Origin of the sequence: Oceanobacillus sp. FSL K6-0118 (assembly GCF_038006665.1) — a bacterium.
Lineage (GTDB): Bacteria > Bacillota > Bacilli > Bacillales > Amphibacillaceae > Oceanobacillus > Oceanobacillus caeni.
Genome location: NZ_JBBOVR010000002.1, coordinates 168,978 through 191,685, shown reverse-complemented (window position 1 = coordinate 191,685; position 22,708 = coordinate 168,978). Strand labels below are relative to the sequence as shown.

The window sequence follows — 22,708 nt, the reverse complement described above, 5'->3', positions numbered from 1 at the left end:
GCCCTTGTGGATAATTTCTTCGTGCTTTATTATTTTCCCTCATTCCTCTAAAATATAGAAATAGAGAAAAGAGGGAACTAGTGATATGGAAACAAAACGATGGAATGTAACGATAAACGAGTCAATGGATAAGGATGCAATAGAGGAGGCTGCGGCGCTACTAAGATCGGGTGAAACAGTGGCTTTCCCTACTGAAACCGTATATGGTCTTGGTGCGGATGCGACGAACGAAAATGCGGTAGCAAAGATTTTTACAGCGAAAGGCCGTCCACAGGATAATCCACTAATTGCACATGTTGCGACAAAGGAACAATTAAAAAGACTTGTGGATAATATTCCACCATATGCTGAAAAGTTAATGGATCTTTTTTCACCAGGTCCAATAACATATATTTTACCAACAAATGGGACATGTGCGGAAAATGTCACGGCAGGATTATCCACAGTAGGAGTTCGAATTCCGGATCACCCTGTTGCTAGGGAGTTATTGAAAACATGTGATATCCCAATTGCAGCACCTAGTGCCAATGTTTCGGGAAAACCTAGTCCGACATTAGCGGATCACGTATGGGAAGATTTGCAAGGTAAAATATCCGGATTATTAGATGGCGGTGCGACTGGTGTAGGGGTAGAATCTACTGTCCTCGACTGTACACAAGTTATCCCCATTATCCTTAGACCAGGTGGAGTGACGAAAGAGCAATTAGAAGAAGTAGTCGGAACGGTAATAGTGGACCCATCCCTTGCGAATAAAAACGAAAAGCCAAAAGCACCGGGAATGAAGTATCGCCACTATTCCCCAGAAGTACCTATGTGGTTAGTCAAAGGATCTGTGGAAAAAATTCAACAGTTAATTAATGATGAGCGTGAAAAAGGGAAAAAAATAGGAGTGCTCGCTAGTTCACAAACATCTGCAAAACTTGAAGTTGAAGATAGCTATCCACTTGGGGATAACATCCATGAAATTGCTACTCATCTATATGATGGATTACGTAAATATAAACAGGGTGATGTTGACCTTATCATTTGTGAAGCTTTTTCCGATTCAGGGGTTGGTCAGGCGGTCATGAATCGATTACAAAAGGCAGCAACAGAATATATAGTAGAAGGAATTTGATAAGAGAATATAACTTCATATACCATCCACTCATATTCCCCCTAGGACATGCATATAGTTTACAAGCATGATCTAGGGGGTTAATTTATGACTGGATCCTACATAGAAGAAATAATTTCCTTTCTTTTTATGGCATTTGCTTTAGGAATGGATGCTTTCTCGGTAAGTCTTGGATTGGGAATGCAAAAGTTGCGACTAAAACGAATTGCTTTAGTCGGACTAGCAATTGGAGTATTCCACATCATGATGCCATTCATCGGAATTATTTTAGGAAAATTTATATCTGGTGCGATTGGAAACTTTGCAGTACTAGCTGGGGGTGTGTTGTTACTAGGAATTGGGATTCAGATGATCATTAATGCCTTTATTCATGACTCTAAGCAAATGTTAGACCCTAAAGGATTTGGGTTATTAGCAATTGCTTTTACCGTGAGCTTGGATAGTTTTTCAGTTGGTTTAGGTTTAGGAATGTACGGTGCCAAAACTGCGATTGTTATCATCACTTTTGGTGTTATAAGTATGTTACTTACCTGGATTGGGCTCCTTTTAGGACGAAAAGTGCACGGATTTTTGGGAATATATAGTGAAATACTTGGTGGAAGTATTTTATGTGGGTTTGGTCTGAATTTATTAATAGGTTAAGGATTCTTGTTAAGGCAAGGGTCCTTTTCTCTTTAGAGGGGTTCAAAAGGTCTCGTAAAAATGACATTCGATGTTTTTTCAATAGGAAATAATGGAAAATCTATTACTATCGCCCGTGTCCGAGCTCGGTTCTTTTTATCCTTTTTTTGAAAGCGCCTTTAGTTAGGTTTTTGACAAAAATTTGAACAATGTTGGATTAGAATGTGATATATTTGAATTATGAGATTGTGAAAAGGAGAACAAAATGGAGGTACCATTATGAAAATTTTATTTGTATGTACGGGAAATACATGTCGTAGTCCGATGGCAGAAGCCCTATTAAAAAATAAACTGCCAGAAGTCGAGGTGCAATCAGCAGGCATCTTTGCGGGTTATAATCAGCGAGCAAATGATAAGACAGTTCAAGTATTAAAAGAACATAATATTGATATAGATCATAAGTCTCAACCAGTGACAATACCATTGTTAACATGGGCGGATGTTGTGTTAACAATGACCTCACAGCATAAACAATCTTTGATTATGGATTTTCCAAATCAACAAGAAAAGTATTATACGCTAAAGGAATTTGTACTTGATTCCGATAAAAGAGTGTGGGATGAATTGAAAAAGGCGTATGCGGTCTTAGAAGAGAAACGTTTGCAAATCAAACAGCAAAATAGCAAACTACCAGAGTATGAATTAGAAATTTTAACGGATCAACTATTACAAGAAGATATTGCAACGATTCGCAGCTTGGAAGCTAGCTTAATTAATTACGATATATCGGATCCGTTCGGTGGAAGTTTGACCATTTACCAAAATACTTTAAAGGAACTAGATCAATATATTGACCTACTAATTCAGAAGATAAAACAATAATCGGGGGAGCAACTTATGAGGAGAAAGTATCGCTTTAGTTTACGCTTGAAATTGGTTTTATTCATTACGATATTAGCTATGATTACGTATGGAACAAGTGCCTTTTTCATTTATATTTTATATGACTATGTACGAATGTATATACAGATACCGTTGCATTGGTATACCATTCTCACCTTATTTGGTGGAGTATTTTGGTCTGGTCTTTTAGCCTTTTTTGCAGCCTTTCTTATTACAAAACCATTGGAAAAGTTGTCAGAAATCGCCTCAGAGGCAGCGAACGGAAATTTAAATCAGGAAGTTCCCATTCCAAGCTCAGATGATGAAATCAGGGATCTAAGTGTTTCTGTGAATACGATGCTTAAAAATCTAAACCAAATCGTTCTTGATATTAATAAAAACTTTCAATATACAAACGAAGCGGTATTACTAATGAAAGAGACCTCCAATCAATCCACTGAGCATTCTCAAGCAATTAGTACGGCTATAGATGAGATTTCTAGTGGAGCGGAGCAATCAGCTGGGGCGATTCAAAGTACGGCAGAGTCTGTGGAAATGGCTACGGATTTGGCTGCGAAGGTTCAAGATAAGGCTAAACAATCTAAAGAAAAATCAATTACAATGCTACAAACATTAAAGGAAAGTAAACTTGTTTTTCACCAATTAGTAGATGGGATTAATCTACTGGCAACTGAACAAGTTGCTTCATTAAAAGATGTTGAACATTTGCAGCGAAATGCAAAACAAGTAGAATCTATTGTTTCTATGGTTGGAGAAATCGCTGGGCAGACAAATCTGCTTGCACTAAATGCATCGATTGAAGCGGCTAGGGCTGGCGAGCATGGTCGGGGCTTTTCAGTTGTTGCAGAGGAAATTCGCAAGTTGGCAGACGAAAGTGCGAAGGCGGTAGAAAATATTTCTAGCTTAATTTCTTCTATTCAACGTGATGTTCAACTTGTTGTAAATAAGATCAATGGGAATGTTGAAGTTGCGAAGAAAGAATCAAATAATGGGAAAAAGACCAATGAAGCGATTTGTCAAATGGAAGAATCCGTTAATGACGTTGCGGAGGAAATTGGTAACATATCGGGATTAGTAGATAATCAATTACAGCTAATCCAAAATACAGTTAGACAATCACAAGAAGTTGCGGCGATTGCCGAAGAAACTTCGGCAGGAGCAGAAGAAGTTAATGCTGCCGTACAAGAACAATCTGCTATAATAGATAAAGTAGAACAATTGTCTTATAATATAGAAGTGCATGCGCAACAATTAAATCAACAAATACATCAATTTCAAGTGAAAGAGGATGTTTAAAAAGTCCGGTAAAAATGAGGCTGTTTCAAGGCTAGACCTTGGGACAGCCTCATTATAAAATGAATTTTAAAATAGTGGAGAGGTGAACGATGTGGGGAATGACATTCAAAACATTCAACAAAATATAAGTGAAATTGTTCAGGAATGGGTAGAGAGTGGACATCTTCATGATGGAGATATCTTTGTCATTGGTTGTTCAACGAGTGAAGTTGCTGGGAAACATATAGGAACTTCTGGTAGTGAGGAAATAGCAAGTGCTATTTTTACAGGAATGAAGGAGTTGAAGGAAAAAACCGGAGTTTCGTTGGCCTTTCAATGTTGTGAGCATTTAAATCGTGCCCTTGTGGTAGAACGGAAAACATTACAAGCCTCTAATTTGGAAGAAGTTGCTGTTGTCCCAGTACCAAAAGCAGGTGGCTCTATGGCTGCATTTGCCTTTAAACATATGGATGATCCTGTCGTTGTCGAACAAATTACAGCAAATACGGGAATCGATATTGGGGAAACGATGATTGGAATGCATCTGAAACATGTTGCGGTTCCATTACGTTTAAAACAACGCTTTATTGGTGAAGCGAGGGTTACGGCAGCATATTCAAGACCAAAATTAATTGGTGGAATCCGGGCAAATTATGAGAATACAAGAGTAAAATAAAAAGGAAATACTGTTTTTTCGTGGTTAATGTGCGGATTTTTATGAAATGGATGAATCGTCATTGTCTATATTATAAAATTACTATTTAAAAATCGAACAATACACGTTACAATAGAAACATAATTTTTAAAAAAGTGAATGATGGAAAAAATCTCACTAGGAGGCTAAAGAAATGGACCAGGTAATCAAGCACGATCCGGAATTATATCAAGCGATTAAAGATGAAGGGCAACGTCAAAAAGATAAAATTGAACTAATTGCATCAGAAAACTTTGTATCGGAAGCTGTAATGGAAGCGATGGGTACAGTTTTAACGAATAAATACGCGGAAGGTTACCCAGGAAAAAGATATTATGGTGGTTGTGAATTCGTAGACGTTGCAGAAGACATCGCACGTGACAGAGCCAAAAAATTATTCGGTGCTGAACATGCTAACGTGCAACCACATTCAGGTTCGCAAGCAAATATGGGTGTATACTTCGCTGTTTTGGAACCAGGTGATACAGTTCTAGGTATGAATTTAAACCATGGTGGTCACTTAACACATGGAAGCCCTGTTAATTTTAGTGGAAAACTTTACAATTTTGAGGAATACGGTGTAGACAAAGAAACAGAACAAATTGATTACGATGCGCTTTTAGAAAAAGCAAAAGAAGTGAAACCGAAATTAATCATTGCTGGTGCAAGTGCATATTCTCGTATCATTGATTTTAAAAAGTTCCGCGAAATTGCAGATGAAGTTGGAGCATATTTAATGGTGGATATGGCACACATTGCTGGATTAGTTGCAGCAGATCTTCATCCCAACCCAGTACCATATGCTGATTTCGTAACGACAACAACTCATAAAACATTACGCGGACCACGTGGCGGTATGATTTTATGTAAAGAAAAATATGCAAAAATGATTGATAAATCCATTTTCCCTGGTATTCAAGGTGGACCATTAATGCATATCATTGCGGCGAAAGCGGTATGCTTTAAAGAGGCTTTATCAGATGAATTCAAGGAATATGCTGGACAAATAATTAAAAATGCTAAAGCGTTCAGTGATGCATTTATCGAAGAAGGATTACGTATTGTTTCAGGTGGAACCGACAACCATTTATTATTAGTTGATGTGACTCCACTTGGGCTTACAGGAAAAGAAGCGGAACACATTCTTGATGAAATTGGAATTACAACAAATAAAAATACGATCCCATTTGACACAAACAGTCCGTTCGTAACTAGTGGTGTTCGTATGGGTACTGCTGCAGTTACTTCTCGTGGATTCGGCGAAGAAGAAATGAAAGAAGTAGCAGCTATTATTGCGAAAACATTGAAAAATCATGAAGATGAAGCTGTATTAAATGAAGCGAGAGAACGTGTGAATGCTATAACAGCTAATTTTCCATTGTACGAAAAATAATTGATTTGAAAGATGTTCCTTAACATGTTGGGGAGCATCTTTTTTTGGTTATATACTTATGGGATGCCGGTGTGTAGTGAAATTACTGATATCGAGTGCGGGAACCGCTGATAAGAGTAGTGTGATTGCTGATATTTGAAGTGTGAATACCAATTCAAGCTAGCGAACCTAATTAACCTTAGAAAAAATACTGAAAAAATACTCTTTTCGACATTATTCCGCAAAGCTTGAATCCCTATCATTTTTTAAGTACAATTTGATAGAATGAAAATTGAAGGAGTGAACGGAAAGTATGGGCAATGTATTCGTTTTGGATCATCCATTAATTCAACATAAATTAACGTATATTCGAAATAAAAACACTGGTACAAAGGAATTTAGAGAGCTTGTTGATGAAGTTGCAATGTTAATGGCTTTTGAAATTACAAGAGACCTACCATTAGAAGAAGTAGATGTAGACACACCAGTTATGAATGCAAAAGCGAAGATACTAGCTGGGAAAAAGATTGGACTTGTCCCCATTTTACGTGCAGGATTAGGAATGGTTGATGGAATGCGTAAACTAATCCCAGCGGCAAAAGTAGGACATGTTGGGCTGTATCGCGACCCAGAAACATTGCAACCTGTAGAGTATTACATTAAATTGCCTTCTGATATTGAAGAACGTGAACTAATTGTAATTGATCCAATGCTTGCCACAGGTGGTTCAGCAAACGATGCTATCCACTCATTGAAAAAACGCGGAGCAAAAAATATTCGTCTTATGTGCATAGTAGCAGCCCCTGAAGGTGTAGAAGTGATTAAGAAAGAGCATCCGGATGTAGATATTTACTTAGCAGCATTAGATGAAGGACTTGATGATCACGGTTATATCGTGCCAGGACTTGGTGACGCAGGAGATAGGTTGTTCGGAACAAAATAAAAAACATGAAAAAAGCTGTTATGTAAGTAGCAGCTTTTTCTGTAGCCGATATATTCAGACTGTTTAGTAAACATTGCAATATAGTGTATAGGGTTATATAATTAAAACAATACTAAACCAAAAAAGTTGGGGGTAATAAAATGCATATTAGATCTTCAGCTAATCTTAAAGAAAATTACAAACAAATTTCAGAATTAGCTCATCAAAAGGCTGAACCAATATACATTACAGACAATGGAGAAGAAGACCTTGTGTTAATGAGTGTAGACGCGTTTGAGAAAAGAAAAGCCATAATTGAATTAAAGGAAAAATTATTAATTGCGGAGGACCAACGTTTATCTGGAGAACCATCCATACCACTTCACATTGCCAAAAATAGAATAAAGGAAAAGATAGATGAAAAGTTACAAAGTTGAGCTATCGCTTGAGGCGAATAGAGATTTAGATGCTATATTTGATTATATTTTGCTTCATAACTCTCAGGCTGCGTATGAGATGTTAAATAAGATTTTTAGTTCGTTGGAGCAACTTTCTCACTTCCCTGAATTGGGTGCAGAGGTAAGGGGGCTTGAACTAAGTACTTACCAATTTAGAATGTTAGTTATAAAACCATATTTGGCATTCTATAGGATTTTTGATAATAAGGTATATGTATATCGTGTATTACATGCATCTCAAGATTATATTAGTATCTTCACCTCAAACTAAACAAACAAAATCCACTATAAACATCCACATTCACTGCATAATTCCCTATTACTTTACAGAAACTACCTGTAAAAAGGGGAACTCCATTTTATGTATCGTTTGATCTTCTTACTTTTACTTATAAGCTTATTTAATATTTTCCAACCCCAAGTATCACTGGCGGAAGAAGAAAAAAAGGTAGATTCAATTATTATAGAGGTTGAGGGAGACCCTGAAGAGCGGAAAGAATATATTGAGAAAAATTACCCCTTTATTGATGTCGTAGCAACATATGAATTGCTTTTTAATGGGGTGGCGTTACAAGGAAAACCACGAAACTTAGAGAAATTGGAATCACTCGAATTTATTAGGGCGATTCATACGGTTCAAACTTATGAGGCTTTACCTTATTTCAAAGCAAATCAAACTCTTAGGCAATCGTATGAGGGATTAAAAGAGAAAAAATCTGATGTCATTCCTTCTGACTTAAATGATACGGAATACACGGGAAAAGGAATTAAGGTTGGTGTTGTGGATACTGGTATTGATTACAACCACCCGGATCTTTCTAATAATTATAAAGCCGGATATGACTTAGTAGACCTTGATGATGATCCAATGGAAACATTGAAAGAAGAGGGTATCCCGACTATTCATGGCTCTCATGTTGCAGGTATTATCGCAGCGGATGGTGATTTGAAAGGTGTTGCACCGGATGCGGAAATCTATTCATACCGTGCCCTAGGACCAGGGGGGGCTGGAACATCCGTACAAGTACTGGCTGCAATGGAGCAGGCTGTAAAAGATGATGTGGATGTATTGAATCTATCTTTGGGTAATTCGGTGAATGGGCCTGATTATCCAACGAGTGTAGCGGTGAACCGTGCCGTTGAACTTGGTGTACCTGTCGTTATTGCAAATGGAAATAGTGGGCCAAATCATTGGACCGTTGGAGCTCCTGCAACCGCATCAAAAGCATTCTCAGTAGGTGCTTCTACCAATCCGCAAAAAATACCTTATCTTGTGGAACCGAAGTCGAATCGGCCTTTTCTTATTCAAGTAATGATGGGGTCTGTTCCTTGGGACTTTGAAAGGTCCCACCAAATTGTAAAAGATACAGAAAAGGAAAATATGTACGGTAAAATTGCTTTATTACAACGAAGCGATATTCCTTTTTATGATTTGGCAAAGGAAGTGGAAGAAAAAGGAGCAGAGGCTGTTTTAATTGCAAATAATGAAGATGACATGATTAGTGGATCCATTGATACGGGGGAAGAACCAATCAAAATTCCAGTTGCGATGATTTCCAAAGAAGATGGGGAATGGCTAAATAAACTAGTGGCCAAGGATTCTGTTTACCTTGAAACAGCTTATCAACAGGTGGATACAACGATTGCTCCTTTCAGCTCTAGGGGGCCAGTAACAGTGAATTGGGATATTAAGCCAGATATATTAGCACCGGGGACGAACATATTAAGTACTGTTCCAGGGGGATATCAATCTTTACAAGGGACAAGTATGGCTGCGCCTCATGTTGCTGGAGTTATCGCATTAATAAAAGAAGCACATCCAAATTGGACTACCGAACAAATTTATGGAGCAATCGAAACGACTGCTATACCATTGAAGGATGAGGAAGGAAATCTTTTTGATCCAATCGTTCAAGGGATGGGCGAAATTCAACCGAGTGATGCAATTGAAACAGATGCCATTATTCATGGGGCGAAGCTATCCTTTGGCAAAATAGAAAAATATAATGAAACAAAAATGGTTCAAGTCAAAATAGAAAATAAAACTAATCAAGATCAAACCTATTATTTTGATATACCAAAGAAACAAAAAGGAATCACTTGGGAATTACCGCAAACATTTACAGTAAAGAAACAAGAAACGAAGACATTCCCCATAAAATTAACGATAACAAGTCCTCAAGTTGAGGAAGGTTTACAACAAGGATGGTTGCAATTAAATAGGAAGGATAGTGAACAGTCCTATCAATTACCGTATTTATTTATTAATCAAACTACGGATAATCCAAAGGCAATGGGATTTCAATTTGCTTTAAAACCTTTTTCGGAGGATTCTTATACGTATCAATTATACGTCACGGAACCCGCTAAAAAAGTGAAAGTAGATTTGTATGATCCACAGACACTACTCTTTGACCGAACGTTATTAACAACGGAAGAATTACAAACGGGGATGAATGAAGGGGAAATGAAGAAAAAGGAAATCGGAAACCCAGGAAATTACCTGGCAATTATAACGGTCTATTTAGAAGATGGAACGTATGAAAGTTATGAAACAATACTAATGATTGAATAGGAACAAGAGACGTGCGCTGCTTTCTTCTCTATTAAAAAAGACCGATCATGAGGGTTAAAACACTCTTTTGATTGGTCTTTTTTTGTTAAGTTCTTTCGTTCACAAATTTGTCAATAATAGTTCAAAAAAGACTTGGATTTAGCGACATCTTGATGCGGATGTTGTGGTACTATGATGGTAAAGAAAAGATGGGGGAAACACCTTGCAAAATAGAGCTTTTTTCTGTTGTTAAATTAATGCAAATTAACTTACAAAAGCGATTGACAATGGTAGTCCTGCTAATGTAAACTAACTTAGTGTGGGATGGTAAGGTTTTCATTAAACAACATATAGATAGTGAAAACTCAAGTACATAGTATTCGCTTATCCTTACTGTCGTAAACATGAAAAAAATGCTGAATAACAACGAATAATGGCAAATGATTCCCTAAAGATGTGTTCAAAAGAACTTTTTGAACAACTTCACAAAAGGTTAGAGCAATCTGGGGCTTTAGACTAAGCATAAAGGAAATAGGAGAGAGAAAATGTCAGAATATGAAAGTATGGTTCGACGACAACGTAAATGGATGCTCTATTTTCTGTCGATATTAGTGCTAGGGGCTGGTTTTACACCATATACCCATGTTTTTAACGGTCTAATCTTAGGGTCAGCCATAAGCTTTTATAATTTATGGTTATTACAGCGAAAAACCGAAGCATTTGGTAAATCCGTTGTAGATACTGGTGCAGCTCGGAGTGGACTAGGAGTTTTTTCAAGACTAGCTGCAGTGGCGATTGGGATTTTACTGGCACTACGTTATCAAGAGGTCTTCCATATTATGGGTGTAGCTATAGGGGTTTTATCTTCTTATCTTATTATTCTATTTGACATGATTCTAGAAATTATCAAACAGAAGAAAGTGAAGGAATCGTAAAGGTTACTCATATGATGGCAGACCTTTTTGCAGATTGGAGAAATGTTTCCTGCTGCAGTATAGATTGTCTATCGGCAATCAAAGAGGTTTCTAGATACTATAAATCTGAAAAGAGGTGATAGTTTTGGATCATACAGCTCCAATAGTTGAAGATGTATTCGGGATTTCCTGGCTAGACTTTAATTTGGCTAATGTCTTCATGATAGCTGTAACATCATTGATTGTTTTTGTTATTAGTGTACTAGGTGCTAGAAATTTACAAATGAAGCCAAAAGGTGCACAAAACGTAATGGAGTGGATTCTTGACTTTGTTAAGGGAATTGTCAATGACACGATGGACTGGAAGACTGGTAAACTGTTTTTGCCATTAGCCTTAACCCTATTTAGTTATATTTTAGTAGCCAATCTGTTAGGCGTAATGACCAATGGGGTAGTAAATGGTGACTTATGGTGGAAATCTCCAACAGCAGATCCGGGTCTAACCCTGTCATTAGCTGTCATGGTAATTGTTCTAAGCCATTTCTATGGAATTAAGTTGCGTGGGGGTAAAGCTTATATAAAAGACTATTTTACTCCAATTTGGCCGCTATTCCCTATTAAAATAGTGGAGGAGTTCTCCAACACCTTAACATTAGGTTTACGTCTATTCGGTAACATCTTTGCTGGTGAAGTATTGTTAACATTATTAGTAGGTTTAACAACATCCGGCGTATTAGGATTTATTGGAGGAGCTATTCCTTTCCTAGCTTGGCAAGGATTTAGTGTGTTCATTGGTGGTATTCAAGCATTTATCTTTACAATGCTATCAATGGTTTATATTTCACACAAAGTTAGTGATGAACATTAATTAAGTGACTCAGCCAGTTTTAATTTATCATTAAAATTGGAAATAATAAAAAAATTAATATAAATTATCAAGGAGGAAATTATATTATGGGAGCTTTAGCAGCAGCAATTGCAGTAGGTTTAGGTGCACTTGGAGCAGGTATTGGTAATGGTTTAATTGTTAGTCGTACAGTAGAAGGGATTGCACGTCAACCAGAACTTAAAGGTCAATTACAAACAACCATGTTTATTGGGGTAGGTCTAGTTGAAGCGGTGCCGATTATCGGTGTAGTTATTGCGTTAATGGTAATGTAGTCTATTAACTAAATGATAGATCATTTAAAAGAATGGCGAAGGAAATCTTCCAAAGGAATCTTCGCCGTTGTTTTCATGTAGGTAAGTAGTTAAATAGGGGGTCGCTCTAGAGAAACTCTAAAACGACCATTTAATTGGAACTTGTAATATTCACTGATAAAAGTGAAAGGAGTGAATTTTGTGCAGGTATTTGCGAATTCTTATGTATATGCAGCATTAGGTGGACTTAACGTAGGAGATATGCTAGTGCAGTTATTCTTCTTCATAGTATTGCTATTACTACTTAGGAAGTTTGCATGGGGTCCAGTAGTAAACATGATGCAAAAACGTGAAGAATATGTTGCAAACGAAATTGAGGTTGCTGAGAAAAACCGTAAAGAAGCGGAAGAGACAGCCCAAAAGGCTCAGGCTGAATTGAATCAAGTAAAACAAGAAGCACAGAAAATGTTTGAAGATGCAAAAGTTGCCGGAGCAAAACAAGAACAAGATATTATCGAAACTGCTCGTAAAGAAGCAGACCGTATAAAGAAACAAGCCCAACAAGAAATTCAAAACGAAAAAGAGCAAGCATTGCAAGCACTTCAAGATCAAGTTGCTTCGTTATCCGTTTTAATTGCAAGTAAAGTAATTGAAAAGGAATTGAATGAAAAGGATCAAGAAAGATTGATTCATGATTATCTTAAAGAGGTAGGAGAAGAGCGATGAGTGAAACGGTAGTTGCCAATCGTTATGCAGAGGCTCTTTTCGAACTCGGACAAGAAAAACATATATTGGATAAGTTTGTAGAGGAATTCACTGTTGTTCGTGAAGTGTTTCAAACAGAAGAGCAATTTGTTAAATTTCTTACATATCCAGGGATTAATAATGACAAGAAGAAAGAGCTAATTGAAGCTGCATTTAAAGGATGTCAAAAAGATGTTATAAACACAGTGAAACTGTTGGTTGAACGTCATCATACTGTAAATGTTCCAATCATTATTGATCACTTTATCCAATTAGTGAACGATTCAAAAGGTATTGCAGAAGCTACGGTATATTCTGTTCGTGAATTATCAAGTGACGAATTACTCAAAGTAAAACAGTCATTTACAAAACGTTTAAAAAAGGAAAAAATTCATATTACCAATATTGTGGACCCATCTATCATGGGGGGCATTAAAATCCGCGTTGGAAATACCATTTATGATGGTTCCATTAGCAATAAATTAAAACGTTTTGAACGGAATATCGTAACTGCAAACATATGATGATAGGGGTGAAGATGGTATGAGCATTAAAGCTGAAGAAATCAGCACACTGATTAAACAGCAAATCGCAAATTATGATGCGGAAATCGAAGTTAGTGATGTTGGAACAGTTATTGAAGTTGGGGACGGTATCGCGCGTGCGCACGGTCTTGACAATGCAATGGCTGGTGAACTTTTAGAGTTCCAAAACGGTGTCATGGGCTTAGCGCAAAACCTTGAAGAAGCTAACGTTGGTATCGTTATTTTAGGACCATATACAGAAATTAAAGAAGGCGATGAGGTTCGTCGCACAGGTAGAATCATGCAAGTACCAGTAGGAGAAAGTTTATTAGGACGTGTAGTGAACCCGCTTGGGCAAGCAATTGATGGACTTGGCCCAATCGAAACAACAAAAACTCGTCCAATCGAATCTCCAGCGCCAGGGGTTATGGATCGTAAATCGGTTGATGAACCACTACAAACTGGTATTAAAGCAATTGATGCCCTTGTACCAATTGGACGTGGACAACGTGAGTTGATCATCGGTGACCGCCAAACTGGTAAAACCACTCTAGCAGTAGATACAATCATTAACCAAAAAGATCAGGATATGATTTGTATTTATGTTGCAATTGGACAAAAACAATCTACAGTACGCGGAACGGTTGAAACACTTCGTCGTTATGGAGCGTTAGATTACACAATTGTTGTTTCCGCTGGTGCATCTGACCCAGCTCCATTACAATACCTAGCACCATATGCTGGTGTATCCATGGGTGAAGAATTCATGTACAACGGTAAACACGTATTAGTAGTTTACGATGACCTTTCTAAACAAGCGGTTGCTTATCGTGAACTTTCTCTACTATTACGTCGTCCACCGGGTCGTGAAGCATTCCCAGGAGATGTATTCTACTTACACTCACGTTTACTAGAACGTGCAGCTAAATTAAGTGATGCAAAAGGTGGCGGTTCTTTAACTGCATTACCATTTGTTGAAACACAAGCTGGGGATATTTCAGCATATATCCCAACAAACGTAATCTCCATTACAGACGGACAGATTTTCTTGCAATCTGACTTATTCTTCTCAGGGGTTCGTCCGGCAATTAACGCAGGTTTATCTGTATCACGTGTTGGTGGTTCCGCACAAATTAAAGCGATGAAGAAAGTTGCAGGTACACTACGTCTAGACTTAGCTTCTTTCCGTGAGTTAGAAGCATTCAGTCAATTCGGTTCTGACTTAGATAAAGCAACTCAAGCGAAACTGAACCGTGGTCAACGTACAGTAGAAGTTCTAAAACAAGGATTGCATAAACCACTAGCTGTTGAAAAACAAGTTATGATCATTTATGCATTAACAAAAGGATTCCTAGATGATATTCCGGTAGAAGACGTTCTTCGCTTTGAAGAAGAAATGAACAACTGGTTGGATTCTAACCGTGCGGAACTGCTTGCTTCTATTCGCGAAACTGGAAACCTTCCAGATGCTAAAGACATGAACGAAGCAATCGAATCATTTAAGAAAACATTTTTAACTTCAAATTAATCGACCGTTTATAGAGAAATAAGATGCAGAAATCGGTGCAAATGACCCGATTTCTGACATCTACCTCATGTTTTGAAAGTGTGGTGAAATAAATTGGCATCACTAAGAGATATAAAAGCAAGAATTGATTCAACAAAGAAAACAAAACAAATTACAAGTGCGATGGAACTTGTTTCTGCATCTAAAATGAACAAAGCAGAGCAACATGCAAAAGGTTATGTACCATACAGTGAGAAAATGCAAGAAGTAGTTGCACATATTGCAAAAGGAACGGATGCATCTCACCCAATGCTTGAAACACGTGAAGTAAAGAAAACTGGCTATTTAGTTATTACTTCTGACCGTGGTCTAGTAGGTGGATATAATAGTCATGTTTTAAAACTATTACAAACTACGATTAATGAGCGCCATAACTCACCTGATGAATATACTGTTATCGTCATCGGACGTAAAGGGTTTGACTATTGCAGGAAACGGAATATTCCGGTTTCTAATAGTATTATCGGTGTTGCTGACCATCCACAATTTGCAGATATTAAAGATATTGCAAAAGCAACTGTTCAAATGTTTACTGATAAGGAAATTGATGAATTAAACATCATTTATAACCACTATGTAAGTGCAATATCTCAAGTACCAACAATGAATAAATTGTTGCCAATTGAAGATATACAAGGACAAAACGGTACTACTAGTCAGTATGAATATGAACCAAATGAAGAACAAATATTGAAGGTATTATTACCACTTTATGCCGAGAGTTTAATTTTCGGTGCATTACTAGATGGTAAAGCAAGTGAACACGCAGCAAGTATGACGGCAATGCGTAGTGCAACAGATAATGCTAATGATCTGATTGGAGATTTAACATTGTCCTATAACCGTGCTCGTCAGGCGCAAATCACTCAACAAATTTCTGAAATTGTTGGTGGAGCAGCTGCTATAGAGTAACTTTTTTCCATCTAAACGCTAGGAGGGAATTTTTTTGAGCAAAGGACATGTAACACAAGTTATGGGACCAGTTGTTGACGTGAAATTTGATGACGCTGACCTCCCGGAAATTTATGATGCTCTTACTGTTAACATTGAAACAGAAGAAAATACAAGTGAACAACTTACATTAGAAGTAGCGTTACAATTAGGCGATAACGCTGTCCGTACGATTGCGATGTCATCTACAGACGGATTAAAACGTGGAGCGGAAGTTACAGGCCTAGGACGCCCTATTTCTGTACCAGTTGGGGATGTAACTTTAGGGCGTGTGTTCAACGTTTTAGGTGATAAAATTGACCTAGATGAAGCATTACCAGAAGGAATTCGTAAAGACCCAATTCACCGTGAAGCACCTAAATTCGAAAACCTTTCCACTGAAACTGAAATTTTAGAAACTGGAATTAAGGTTGTAGACTTACTTGCACCATATATTAAAGGTGGTAAGATCGGTCTATTCGGTGGTGCGGGTGTAGGTAAAACCGTACTTATTCAGGAATTAATTAATAACATCGCACAAGAACACGGAGGTATTTCCGTATTCGCTGGTGTTGGAGAACGTACTCGTGAAGGTAACGACCTTTACTATGAAATGAAAGACTCTGGCGTTATTTCTAAAACAGCCATGGTATTCGGACAAATGAATGAGCCACCTGGAGCACGTATGCGTGTAGCTCTAACTGGACTTACGATGGCTGAATATTTCCGTGATGAACAAGGACAAGACGTATTGCTATTCATTGACAACATTTTCCGATTTACACAAGCTGGTTCAGAGGTATCCGCTCTACTTGGACGTATGCCATCTGCCGTTGGTTACCAACCAACACTAGCTACGGAAATGGGTGCACTTCAAGAGCGTATTACGTCAACTGATAAAGGATCCGTTACATCTATCCAGGCTATTTATGTACCTGCGGATGACTATACTGATCCTGCGCCAGCTACGACGTTCGCGCACTTAGATGCTACAACAAACTTAGACCGTAAATTGTCTGAACAAGGTATCTACCCAGCAGTGGATCCATTAGAATCTACTTCACGTGCACTTGACCCTGAAGTGGTAGGGGAAGAACACTATAAAGTAGCAACTGAAGTACAACAAACACTTCAACGCTACAAAGAATTACAAGATATTATCGCAATCTTAGGTATGGATGAATTAGGAGACGAGGACAAACTAGTCGTTGCTCGTGCACGTCGTATCCAATTCTTCCTATCTCAAAACTTCCACGTTGCGGAACAATTTACTGGTCAACCAGGTTCTTATGTTCCAGTAGCTGAAACAGTGAAAGGATTTAGAGAAATCCTTGACGGTAAATATGATGATCTACCAGAAGATGCATTCCGTCTAGTAGGCCGTATCGAAGAAGTAGTAGAAAAAGCACAACAATTACAAGGTTAAACGAAAAGCGAAGGCGACCGTTTAGGGAAGTTTACTAGTCCCTGGTCGCCGGAGCTAGACAATAAGAAAAGCGGAATCGTTCGTATAGAGACGTACGGGCTGGACTGAGCCGCAGGAGACAAAAGAAGCCTCGCTAGTCTCTGGACGATCGAGCTAAACAATGGGTTGTTAAGCGAAAAACCAGTTCGGCTGGATTCAAGCTTAGGTCTATAAAAGAGGGAACAATGGGGTAACGTGTATCGTTATCTCTTCCTCTATGCAAATCCTAGGAGGGATTACATTGAAAACACTAACTGTGAGTGTTGTTACTCCTAATGGTCCCGTTTTGGAAGATGAATATGAAATGGTTGTATGTCGTGCGGAAAGTGGAGAAATTGGCATCATGCCACACCACATTCCGATTGTTGCCCCATTATCCATCGCTGCCGTTCGTTTGAAGAAAGCGGGTAGTGAGGATAAACTCGCTGTGAATGGAGGCATCATGGAAGTTAGCTCAAACAAGGTTTCTATCCTTGCACAATCAGCTGAAAAGCCATCTGATATTGATGTAGAACGTGCAAGAAAAGCTAAAGAAAGAGCTGAACGCAGACTTCAATCAAATCAAGATAATATCGATAAATTACGGGCAGAATTAGCACTCCAACGCGCAATTAACCGTTTAGATGTTTCAAGTAAATAATTGTAAAAATCTCTTGCGACTTTGTTGCAGGGGATTTTTTGGGCTCTACGTCAAGTGACGTTGGTACTGTATTTTAGTCGACTTTTAATATGTATTTGATTATCACACTCTAGGGAAGCTATGCTACTCTAGAGTGTGATTTGTTTACTACGGGTTTCAGTTTAAAATGTAATCTTATTCGGTTTTTGTAATGCTTAAAATTCCGATAGCCATATGCAATCCGATTGAGTACCTTGATTTTATTGTTAATACCTTCAATTCGCCCATTGTTATACGTATATTGAAAACTGTTTTTCGTATAGGGCAAGTGCTTTCTTAATGTTTTAATGCTTGTTCTTAAATAGGTTGATGACTGGGTTGGACACTTTTTGTTTAATGTGTTCTCTAATGCATGATAGTCCTTTTCGTCAATTGCCTCCAACAGGTCCTGATATATACCATAATTGACTTTAAGTTCCTCACTATAATCCAACATTTCTTGCACTATTGAACTTTCAAGACGTTGGCCAAATAAGCCGTAATATTTATATTCTGTATAAGATAAACTCGATCTTTTTTTCAGTAAAAGCTTCCAATAACGTTTAAGGCGGCGATACTTTTTCTGATCTTCCCCATTAGATGTTCTGAGTTGGTTCATGATTTTAACACGCGTTTTGTTCATCGCTCTTGATATGAGTTGAACTAAGTGAAAACGATCAATAATAATATCTGCATTTGGAAACATCTCTTTTATCAAACTTACATAACCTGCGTTCATATCGATTGTCACGGTTTCTACTCGTTGTCTAGCTGATAAGCTATAATTTGTGATGAAGTGATCTGTAATAGACCGGTTATCACGACTATTTAAAATGTCTAAGATGTCACCCGTTTCAACATCGATATATTCAAAAGCCATCTTGCCCTTGGCATACTTAAATTCATCAAACGATAGATGCTTAGGTAGGGCTTTATAATGCGGTTTATATTTATTTGCTTCTTTATTAATGATTCTCTGAACAGTTGCCTCAGATACACCACAATCCTGGGAAATATCTTTAACGGACTGCGCTCCAGCTGATTTAATCATGATTTGGGCTTCTGTATTTGAGGATATAAAACAATGACGCTTTACGATATTTGTTTGTGCAGTAAAACTAACACCACAATGTTTACACATAAAACGCTGCTTACTTAATAATAAATATGTTGGATAAACTCCCATGGTCGGAATGGTAATACGAGATAATTGTGTTCCGTTTTTATAAATAGAAGAGCCTACTTTCTCCACCTGGCAATTTGGGCATTGATCTGCATCATATGTTAATTTCGCCTTAATAAATTTACAAGACTTCCCTTTATGTTTGCCATACGTTACTGCATTTTCGCTCATATAAATATTTTTATCTTGAATATCTAACATATTTCTAATATCATTTGATATAGACAAGTGAGTTCCCTCCTAGGAATGGTTTTCAGCGACTTTAATTCTACAGGGAATCTCACTTGTTTTCTATTTATAAACACAAAAATGACGTAGGTGAGTTTTTCCCACCAACGTCATTTATTGTACAACCATTTTTTGTTTTTATCCCACTTTAAGCTTTTGTGGAAACAAAGAAGGTAGATGGGAGATCAACTGCCCGTATAGGTCCGATAAGTCAGTGAGGGATGAAGGGACCCCCCCATTGATGGAAGTCTCCTTTATTAGAATCGTATATTACATATCGACGCAATCCAACGAAAAACAACATTAATATCAATAATCTTCTTATAATCAGCAAGATAATCTATTTATCCTCTTAAATAGATATTTCCTAGGAAATGATTCCATTATTCGATTAGAATATCCGACATTCGACATACCTTTTTAGCGAATGCCTTAGTTGCATTTATGGAGACCTTTTTGGTGAAGAAAGTAATTGAAGTCATTGAAATCATAGGATAAGATAGATAATATTTTCTTATTTAAAGAAATGGGTTAGAAACATAGTACACACCACTATGTGTAAAATAGTTCTCGGGGATTTGAAACAAAATTCTAGAAAAAAAAGAAAAGGCGCTCTATCATAAATGTATGCTGACCGGCAAATACATTTGAAAGAGGCCTTTTCATGAATACAATTATATCAAAAATCAGCGAATTATTAAAGGATACAAATGATTTAATTGACTTTGAGGAACATGTTCAAATTTATGTATATGATCTCCTTACTAAACTGATGGGGAGCGTATTTACACAACTTAATCAAACGATAAAAAGAAGAATGCAAAGTAAGGGTTGGACGGTTGAACGAGAAGATGAAAAGACAATTCAGTTTATCTTTGGGGCAGTTCGTTTTACGCATACATTAATGCACGATATCAATGGGAAAGCGCATTATCCTTTTGATGAGTGGGTTGGATTTAGAAAATATCAGCGACATAGTCCTTTAGTTGAAGTAAAAGTGGCGGAGTTGGCTAGTGAGAGTACGTACCGAGAAACTGCACGCATATTAAGTGAATGGACTGCCGTGAATCTTAGTCATACGACAGTGGGAAGTATGGTGAAGCGTGTAGGAAAAGCACAAGCGCAAGCTGATGAAGAATTGTTAGCTGAATTAGAGGAAGCTGCCTATTTACCAAAGGGGAAAGAATTGGAATTTTTATTTGCCGAGGCAGATGGTGTATTTGTGCGTGGAACAAAGAAAAAGACAAGTCATGAAGTCCATCATGCGATCATTCATGAAGGTTGGAGTAAAAATGGGAAGCGTATTTCCCTAAAGAATCCACAGGTCATCATGACAACCAAACCAACGAATGATTTTTGGAAAGAAGTCCAGGCGTATACAGCTAATCATTATTCCTTAGAAAACACTCAAGTTGTCACCAATAGTGATGGTGGTCCCGGTTATACGGCAGAACGTTTTCAAGAGGCTTTCTCACAGTCTAGTTATCCTGTTTTAAATCAATTGGATTCCTTTCACATTTCTAAAGCACTGAATCGAACTTTTGGAGTTAAAAAGAGCGAGTTTAAAGAAGGTGTACAAAAGGCAATCAAAGAACACGAACTGGATGATTTCATACGTTGGATGGATACATTGGAGAGCACTTTAGAAACGGATAAGCAGTTAGAAAAGGCCGAGGATTTTCGTAGATATATTGGCGGTAATTGGGATCGAATTTTTGATTGGAGAGAAAAAGTTGAGAATCCACCAAAAGAGGCAAGGGGCATGGGTGCAATGGAATCCAACCAACGACATATTTCATTCCGAATGAAAAAGCGTGGAATGCATTGGAGTTTAGAAGGTAGTGAGGCAATGGTGAAGATCAAACAAGGGATTCTAAATAAAACATTACGATCCGTCTATTTGAGAGACCAAAGGCGAAGTGTAAGAAAACAACGAGACGTGAAAAAAGTGGTTCGTATGACTGAATTTCTACGCCAGGAAACCCAGCCGTCAATTGGAGCAAAACAAGGTAAAATAAGCCTAAATACAGCTCATTCATCAGCTATTGGACAGTTAATAAAAAGTTTTAGATAACACCCTGATTTTTAGGTAAGGTTCTTGGTTTTTAGAACGTTACCTAAAAATTGGGGACAGCAAGCGACAAGGGTCGCGCGGTAGCCGAAAAAGTGTACAAAAATAGAGTGCCGGAAATATTGGTGTGAAAGACACACCGAGAAAAACTTGACACATACTACACACCATATATCTTTGACATTTTTATATATTCATGGCAAAGTAACAAATAGAAGAAGAATAAGGTGGTTGTATATGTTATCAATTGGACAATGGGCTTTAGTTAGTATTTTTTCGCACTTTTTATTTATATACATTACTTGGCGCGTACTATTAGCTGTAAACCTTTCGTCAATTATTAAAAAGGGGAAGGTAACAGAAGCAAGAATTTTATTATTCTTTATAGCAATTTTAATCGGTTCTGGTGTTAGCCGATTCTTCCTAGAAATTGTTCAATGGTCAAATGATCTTATTTTCTTGTTTTAATAGTGTGTGTTTAAAAAGGAGGATAAAAAGGACTGTGGTGGCATTGCTTTGAGCGAAGTGTCACTTTTACCAGACTTTTTGAAAACCTTTAATATTAAAAATATTAACTCTAGTAATCTATGAGTATATTAAATAACCTCTTCGGTCAATACTGTGACTAGCAGAAATAACCGGGGGGTTTATTTTATGAAAAAAATGTTACTAATCTCTGTATTATTCATGTTCACTTCAGTTGCATCCGTTCAAGGGAAAACAGTATCGGAAATAGAGCAATTAGCTGATTTTGTTACAAATCAACAATTACCCGTAAAAGAATGGCAAGTTATTACCAAGGAAAAGATGACCGAGAACTCTATTAATGAAATTTTGAAGGATTTAAAAAATAGTTATAAAGCCTCTAGGATGGAAAATGAAAATATAATAAAATTTCAATTTAGAGACACTCATAAAGAGAGAAGTGTTAACGTAACATATAATGTTATGTTACCTAAAAAGAAAGAAAGTTATCCAGAATTAACAATGGTTGTCGAAGGAAGTGCTTGGAATCAAGACATAAAATCCGAGTTTCATCATGTGTTTCATTCCATTTCAACTAAATATTTTTCAAATAATAAACGAATATTTTCGTGGCTTAAAACGGAAACCGGTGGTATAATACATAATGGTGTATTTGAAAAAGAACTAATAAACTTTTTTAATCTTCAACATACAAAAACACAATTAGATACTACTACAAATATAGAACGTAAATACATTTATGGATATACAGAAAAATGGGATGAAAAGATAACAATCGAAGACATACCAGTAAATGTCCAAATTGCAATAACCCATGAAAAAAAAGGACATCCAGAAGTGACTTTAGGAACACCTATCCTAATAAATGAATATTAATATAGA

Annotated in this window: 23 protein-coding genes; 22 read left to right on the top strand and 1 reads right to left on the bottom strand. The window is 37.3% G+C overall.

The genetic code is table 11. The annotated features are described in order from the left end of the window. Positions 1 to 85 precede the first annotated feature (85 nt). The 19 genes from MHI02_RS17510 to MHI02_RS17420 all read left to right on the top strand — a co-directional run bounded on the left by MHI02_RS17510 (position 86) and on the right by MHI02_RS17420 (position 17,840). Positions 86 to 1,117: an L-threonylcarbamoyladenylate synthase gene (locus tag MHI02_RS17510; RefSeq protein WP_204797992.1), complete on the top strand. Its 1,032-nt coding sequence runs from the start codon at positions 86 to 88 to the stop codon at positions 1,115 to 1,117. 87 nt (positions 1,118 to 1,204) lie between these two features. After that, positions 1,205 to 1,759, top strand: a complete 555-nt coding sequence (locus MHI02_RS17505; RefSeq protein WP_257457491.1) for a manganese efflux pump MntP — start codon at positions 1,205 to 1,207, stop codon at positions 1,757 to 1,759. A gap of 258 nt (positions 1,760 to 2,017) precedes the next feature. Then, complete coding sequence (locus MHI02_RS17500) at positions 2,018 to 2,620, top strand: low molecular weight protein arginine phosphatase (protein WP_047186708.1); 603 nt, start codon at positions 2,018 to 2,020, stop codon at positions 2,618 to 2,620. Between the two features lie 15 nt (positions 2,621 to 2,635). Further along, positions 2,636 to 3,937: a methyl-accepting chemotaxis protein gene (locus MHI02_RS17495; protein WP_341166173.1), complete on the top strand. Its 1,302-nt coding sequence runs from the start codon at positions 2,636 to 2,638 to the stop codon at positions 3,935 to 3,937. Between the two features lie 103 nt (positions 3,938 to 4,040). Then, entirely contained in the window at positions 4,041 to 4,592 is a 552-nt protein-coding gene (locus tag MHI02_RS17490) for a TIGR01440 family protein (protein WP_216883598.1), read from the top strand. Positions 4,593 to 4,764: 172 nt separating this feature from the next. Beyond that, a complete protein-coding gene (gene glyA, locus MHI02_RS17485) occupies positions 4,765 to 6,003 on the top strand; it encodes a serine hydroxymethyltransferase (RefSeq protein WP_047186710.1) in 1,239 nt (412 codons plus the stop codon). A gap of 292 nt (positions 6,004 to 6,295) precedes the next feature. Then, positions 6,296 to 6,925, top strand: coding sequence for a uracil phosphoribosyltransferase (gene upp / locus MHI02_RS17480; RefSeq protein WP_047186711.1), 630 nt, complete (start codon positions 6,296 to 6,298; stop codon positions 6,923 to 6,925). Positions 6,926 to 7,065: 140 nt separating this feature from the next. Continuing rightward, positions 7,066 to 7,341, top strand: coding sequence for a type II toxin-antitoxin system Phd/YefM family antitoxin (locus MHI02_RS17475; RefSeq protein ID WP_060668171.1), 276 nt, complete (start codon positions 7,066 to 7,068; stop codon positions 7,339 to 7,341). Next, a complete protein-coding gene (locus tag MHI02_RS17470) occupies positions 7,322 to 7,633 on the top strand; it encodes a type II toxin-antitoxin system RelE/ParE family toxin (protein ID WP_047186713.1) in 312 nt (103 codons plus the stop codon). The genes MHI02_RS17475 and MHI02_RS17470 overlap by 20 nt, the downstream gene beginning before the upstream one ends. Positions 7,634 to 7,723: 90 nt before the next feature. Continuing rightward, positions 7,724 to 9,937, top strand: a complete 2,214-nt coding sequence (locus MHI02_RS17465; RefSeq protein WP_341166172.1) for a S8 family serine peptidase — start codon at positions 7,724 to 7,726, stop codon at positions 9,935 to 9,937. A gap of 524 nt (positions 9,938 to 10,461) precedes the next feature. Further along, positions 10,462 to 10,851, top strand: coding sequence for an ATP synthase subunit I (locus MHI02_RS17460; RefSeq protein ID WP_047186715.1), 390 nt, complete (start codon positions 10,462 to 10,464; stop codon positions 10,849 to 10,851). 124 nt (positions 10,852 to 10,975) lie between these two features. Next, a complete protein-coding gene (gene atpB / locus MHI02_RS17455; protein ID WP_047186716.1) occupies positions 10,976 to 11,698 on the top strand; it encodes a F0F1 ATP synthase subunit A in 723 nt (240 codons plus the stop codon). Positions 11,699 to 11,784: 86 nt separating this feature from the next. Then, complete coding sequence (gene atpE / locus MHI02_RS17450) at positions 11,785 to 11,991, top strand: F0F1 ATP synthase subunit C (RefSeq protein WP_047186717.1); 207 nt, start codon at positions 11,785 to 11,787, stop codon at positions 11,989 to 11,991. Positions 11,992 to 12,231: 240 nt separating this feature from the next. After that, positions 12,232 to 12,696 (top strand): F0F1 ATP synthase subunit B, encoded by a 465-nt coding sequence (gene atpF, locus MHI02_RS17445; RefSeq protein WP_083452523.1) that lies wholly within the window; start codon positions 12,232 to 12,234, stop codon positions 12,694 to 12,696. Next, entirely contained in the window at positions 12,693 to 13,238 is a 546-nt protein-coding gene (locus MHI02_RS17440) for a F0F1 ATP synthase subunit delta (RefSeq protein ID WP_047186719.1), read from the top strand. The genes atpF and MHI02_RS17440 overlap by 4 nt, the downstream gene beginning before the upstream one ends. A gap of 19 nt (positions 13,239 to 13,257) precedes the next feature. Then, positions 13,258 to 14,766 (top strand): F0F1 ATP synthase subunit alpha, encoded by a 1,509-nt coding sequence (gene atpA / locus MHI02_RS17435; RefSeq protein WP_047186720.1) that lies wholly within the window; start codon positions 13,258 to 13,260, stop codon positions 14,764 to 14,766. 93 nt (positions 14,767 to 14,859) lie between these two features. Then, a complete protein-coding gene (atpG, locus tag MHI02_RS17430; protein WP_047186721.1) occupies positions 14,860 to 15,717 on the top strand; it encodes an ATP synthase F1 subunit gamma in 858 nt (285 codons plus the stop codon). 34 nt (positions 15,718 to 15,751) lie between these two features. After that, positions 15,752 to 17,161 (top strand): F0F1 ATP synthase subunit beta, encoded by a 1,410-nt coding sequence (atpD, locus tag MHI02_RS17425; RefSeq protein WP_216883547.1) that lies wholly within the window; start codon positions 15,752 to 15,754, stop codon positions 17,159 to 17,161. A gap of 280 nt (positions 17,162 to 17,441) precedes the next feature. Beyond that, on the top strand, positions 17,442 to 17,840 hold the full coding sequence (locus tag MHI02_RS17420; RefSeq protein WP_047186723.1) for a F0F1 ATP synthase subunit epsilon: 399 nt from the start codon (positions 17,442 to 17,444) through the stop codon (positions 17,838 to 17,840). 118 nt (positions 17,841 to 17,958) lie between these two features. Here MHI02_RS17420 and MHI02_RS17415 read toward each other — a convergent pair whose 3' ends face one another. Next, positions 17,959 to 19,269: an ISL3 family transposase gene (locus MHI02_RS17415; RefSeq protein ID WP_047185367.1), complete on the bottom strand. Its 1,311-nt coding sequence runs from the start codon at positions 19,267 to 19,269 to the stop codon at positions 17,959 to 17,961. Positions 19,270 to 19,933: 664 nt separating this feature from the next. Here MHI02_RS17415 and MHI02_RS17410 point away from each other — a divergent pair. The 3 genes from MHI02_RS17410 (at position 19,934) to MHI02_RS17400 (ending at position 22,702) form a co-directional block, all read left to right on the top strand. Continuing rightward, a complete protein-coding gene (locus tag MHI02_RS17410; RefSeq protein ID WP_341165606.1) occupies positions 19,934 to 21,343 on the top strand; it encodes an ISLre2 family transposase in 1,410 nt (469 codons plus the stop codon). Positions 21,344 to 21,577: 234 nt separating this feature from the next. Next, positions 21,578 to 21,808: a DUF1146 family protein gene (locus MHI02_RS17405; RefSeq protein ID WP_047186724.1), complete on the top strand. Its 231-nt coding sequence runs from the start codon at positions 21,578 to 21,580 to the stop codon at positions 21,806 to 21,808. A 186-nt stretch (positions 21,809 to 21,994) separates the two neighbouring features. After that, positions 21,995 to 22,702: a YwmB family TATA-box binding protein gene (locus MHI02_RS17400; protein ID WP_047186725.1), complete on the top strand. Its 708-nt coding sequence runs from the start codon at positions 21,995 to 21,997 to the stop codon at positions 22,700 to 22,702. The last annotated feature ends 6 nt before the right edge of the window (positions 22,703 to 22,708 follow it).

Bases quoted from the DNA above. Each gene is read 5' to 3' on its own strand.
- MHI02_RS17510 (WP_204797992.1), top strand. From the start codon at position 86: ATGGAAACAAAACGATGGAATGTAACGATAAACGAGTCAATGGATAAG.
- MHI02_RS17505 (WP_257457491.1), top strand. From the start codon at position 1,205: ATGACTGGATCCTACATAGAAGAAATAATTTCCTTTCTTTTTATGGCA.
- MHI02_RS17500 (WP_047186708.1), top strand. From the start codon at position 2,018: ATGAAAATTTTATTTGTATGTACGGGAAATACATGTCGTAGTCCGATG.
- MHI02_RS17495 (WP_341166173.1), top strand. From the start codon at position 2,636: ATGAGGAGAAAGTATCGCTTTAGTTTACGCTTGAAATTGGTTTTATTC.
- glyA (WP_047186710.1), top strand. From the start codon at position 4,765: ATGGACCAGGTAATCAAGCACGATCCGGAATTATATCAAGCGATTAAA.
- upp (WP_047186711.1), top strand. From the start codon at position 6,296: ATGGGCAATGTATTCGTTTTGGATCATCCATTAATTCAACATAAATTA.
- MHI02_RS17475 (WP_060668171.1), top strand. From the start codon at position 7,066: ATGCATATTAGATCTTCAGCTAATCTTAAAGAAAATTACAAACAAATT.
- MHI02_RS17470 (WP_047186713.1), top strand. From the start codon at position 7,322: ATGAAAAGTTACAAAGTTGAGCTATCGCTTGAGGCGAATAGAGATTTA.
- MHI02_RS17465 (WP_341166172.1), top strand. From the start codon at position 7,724: ATGTATCGTTTGATCTTCTTACTTTTACTTATAAGCTTATTTAATATT.
- MHI02_RS17460 (WP_047186715.1), top strand. From the start codon at position 10,462: ATGTCAGAATATGAAAGTATGGTTCGACGACAACGTAAATGGATGCTC.
- atpE (WP_047186717.1), top strand. From the start codon at position 11,785: ATGGGAGCTTTAGCAGCAGCAATTGCAGTAGGTTTAGGTGCACTTGGA.
- atpF (WP_083452523.1), top strand. From the start codon at position 12,232: ATGCTAGTGCAGTTATTCTTCTTCATAGTATTGCTATTACTACTTAGG.
- MHI02_RS17440 (WP_047186719.1), top strand. From the start codon at position 12,693: ATGAGTGAAACGGTAGTTGCCAATCGTTATGCAGAGGCTCTTTTCGAA.
- atpA (WP_047186720.1), top strand. From the start codon at position 13,258: ATGAGCATTAAAGCTGAAGAAATCAGCACACTGATTAAACAGCAAATC.
- MHI02_RS17410 (WP_341165606.1), top strand. From the start codon at position 19,934: ATGAATACAATTATATCAAAAATCAGCGAATTATTAAAGGATACAAAT.
- MHI02_RS17405 (WP_047186724.1), top strand. From the start codon at position 21,578: ATGTTATCAATTGGACAATGGGCTTTAGTTAGTATTTTTTCGCACTTT.
- MHI02_RS17400 (WP_047186725.1), top strand. From the start codon at position 21,995: ATGAAAAAAATGTTACTAATCTCTGTATTATTCATGTTCACTTCAGTT.